We start from the raw sequence: 2,732 nt of genomic DNA on the forward strand, positions 1-2,732 counted from the left end.
CCGCGTGGGGGCCACATCAAGGTGCGTCACCATAATCACCGTCACGCGCCCGTCTGCGCACAGGTCCTCGGCGGTGCGCTCCACCACCTCGCGGCTTTCGGGGTCAAGGGCGCTGGTGGGTTCATCCATAAGGATGACGCGCGGGCCAAGGAGCATGGTGCGGATAAGGCACAGGCGCTGGCGCTGCCCGACGGACAGGCCCGAGACCTTGGCCTGAAGGCGCACCCCATCAAGGAGCATGCGCGACAGCCAGCCCTCAAGCTCATCATCACGCGGGGGATACAGCTCGGTGTTCACCTTAAAGGAAAACGGGAGCAGCAGATTCTCGCGCACGGTGCCGGGCACCAGGGCGGGCACCTGCCCAACGGTTGCCACCTCGCGCCGAAGGCGCGGGGGCGCGTAGCTGTCCAGCGGCTTGCCGCGGTAGAGGATGCGCCCGGATTCCGGCTCCAGAAGGCGGTTCATCAGCCGCAGCATGGTGGATTTGCCCGACCCCGACGGCCCGCCCACCAGCACAAATGCGCCGCGCGGAATATCCAGCGACGCACCAGACAGGCACGGCCCGTTGCCGGGGTGCGTAAAGGTCACGGATTCGAAAGAGAAGACAGGATGCTCTGACATAAGGAAAGCACTACTCCGTATTCCGGATGGAGAAAAGACCGCGGCGGCACACACAAGAAAAGCCCGGCAAAAGCCGGGCTTTAATCGTCAAAAAACAGTCGCGTGAAGCGAAAAGGCGACTATTCCTGAGTTTTGCTCTGACCGCGGCGCTCCCAAAGGCGCATGTCGGCCATCTTCTTGCGGCGCTCGCGAGCGAGGCTCTTGCAGACGAGAGACGTCTTCTTGGTGTAGCCGTACTTCTCCTTGTATTCCACAGGAGTCAGGCCGTGGGTGGCAAGGTGGCGCTTGGTCAGCACCTTGAAGCTCTTGCCGCATTCCAAGCAGACAATAGACTTCTCACGGATAGCCTTTTTGGGGTCGATGGCGGGCTTGTCGGCTTCGCCTTCTTCGGCTGCGTGATGGATGTTGGCGATTCCCTTGGCGAGCTTGTCTACCATAGAGAGAATCTCTTCCTCGGTCATATTCCTGACGCTAGCCTGCGCCTTCACTATCTCAAGGGCTTCTTTCAAGTATTCGTCCATTTTTTCCTCCAATATGAAGCTGGTGGACTCTCTAGTACATCGCGTTTGCGAAATCAATGCTTTTTTCCAAACTTCACTACAGCGCAACTGCGGCGCGTAGTAAATTGCATCACACGGTCCAACTTGCAGAACGTGAAAATTTTTACATACGGAAAACGGCAGGCGTCCACAACGCTTTGCGGGCACAAAAGCCCCTGCCAATCCCCTCATAGTCATACGGAATCGGCGGACATGCCGTGTGTGCCGACAGGTCCGCCGTTGGAATCTTCTCGATGCATGCTGAAGGGGACACTACAAGGTGCGTTGGGGCATGTCTACCACCGTCTGCGCACGGGTCCGGGTGCGTTACGTGAGGCCTGCGTTTTTGTAAAGCGCCTTCATGTCCACACTGGCCCGCACTGCGTCGGCCAGCCGGTCCAGGGCGGGCTCTATGTCGTACAGGGCCACCACCTTGCCGAGGGGCGCATGCCCGCCGTGCTGACGCAGGGCGTCCACAAAGTGGCGGCGGAAGGCGTCCGCGTCAAACACACCATGCAGATAGCTGCCCCACACGCGCCCGCTGCGCGCGGCAAAGCCAATGGCCTCGCCATCATCACGCGTTACGCAGGCGCTGGCGGCGTCGCCCTCAAGGACGGTTCTGCCATGGTGGATTTCGTAGCCCGTCAGCGCCTCGCCCGTCGGCAGATGCTGCGCGCCCGTGGCGGTCAGCGTCTTTTCCGCCGCCAGTTCGGTACGGATGGGAAGCAGGCCAAGGCCCTGCAACGTCTCCCCGGCGGACTCAATGCCGTGGGGGTCGCTGATGCCCATGCCCAACATCTGAAAACCGCCACAAATGCCGACGATTTCCGTTCTACCCTCACGGGCCAAGGCCATAAGGGCCTCAGCAAGGCCACACTGGCCCAGCCAGCGGCTATCCGCGACCACGTTTTTGCTGCCGGGCAGAATCACCGCGTCCGGGCGGCCAAGGTCGGCGGGGCGGCGCACCACGCGCATATGCACGTCCGGCTCCACGCCAAGGGCGTCCATATCCGTAAAGTTTGAAATATGCGGCAGGTCAATGCAGGCGATGTCCACCACCTGCTCCTGCGTGCGCGCGCCGTGGAGCACGCCGCTTTTGAAGGAAACGGAATCCTCCTCCGGCAGACCATGCCCGGCCAGATACGGCACCACGCCATAAAACGGCTTGCCCGTGCGCGCCGTGGTGTAGTCGAGGGCGTCACGCAAAAGTGAGGCGTCGCCCCGGAACATGTTGATGACGTAGCCCGCCACAAGGTCGCGCTCCCACTCCTCCAACAGCTCCATGGTGCCGACAAAGGAGGCAAACACGCCGCCACGGTCGATGTCGCCCACCAGCAGCACGCGCGCGTCGGCGTACCGGGCCATGGCCATGTTGACCATGTCGTGCCGCTTGAGGTTGATCTCCGCAGGGCTTCCCGCGCCTTCCAGCACCATGACCTCATGCTCACTGGAGAGGGAATCGTACGCATCGCGTGCGCGGGCCGCGGCCTCGCGCTTATAGTGCATGTACTTTGTGATGTCCATGTGGCCCACTGGAGTGCCGCACACAATAACCTGCGAGCCGGTATCGCT

At 61.7% G+C, this 2,732-nt stretch carries 3 protein-coding genes; all 3 read right to left on the minus strand.

Translation table 11 applies throughout. The features are described 5' to 3' along the window. Nucleotides 1-621, minus strand: a 621-nt coding sequence (locus ACY69P_RS15885; RefSeq protein ID WP_462328187.1) for an ABC transporter ATP-binding protein, incomplete at its 3' end; no start/stop codon positions are given. Between the two features lie 119 nt (nucleotides 622-740). Continuing rightward, nucleotides 741-1,142 (minus strand): Ros/MucR family transcriptional regulator, encoded by a 402-nt coding sequence (locus tag ACY69P_RS15890; protein WP_404843723.1) that lies wholly within the window; start codon nucleotides 1,140-1,142, stop codon nucleotides 741-743. 345 nt (nucleotides 1,143-1,487) lie between these two features. After that, nucleotides 1,488-2,732, minus strand: a 1,245-nt coding sequence (locus ACY69P_RS15895) for a cobyric acid synthase (RefSeq protein WP_462328188.1), incomplete at its 5' end; no start/stop codon positions are given.

This window comes from Desulfobaculum sp. (genome assembly GCF_054921475.1).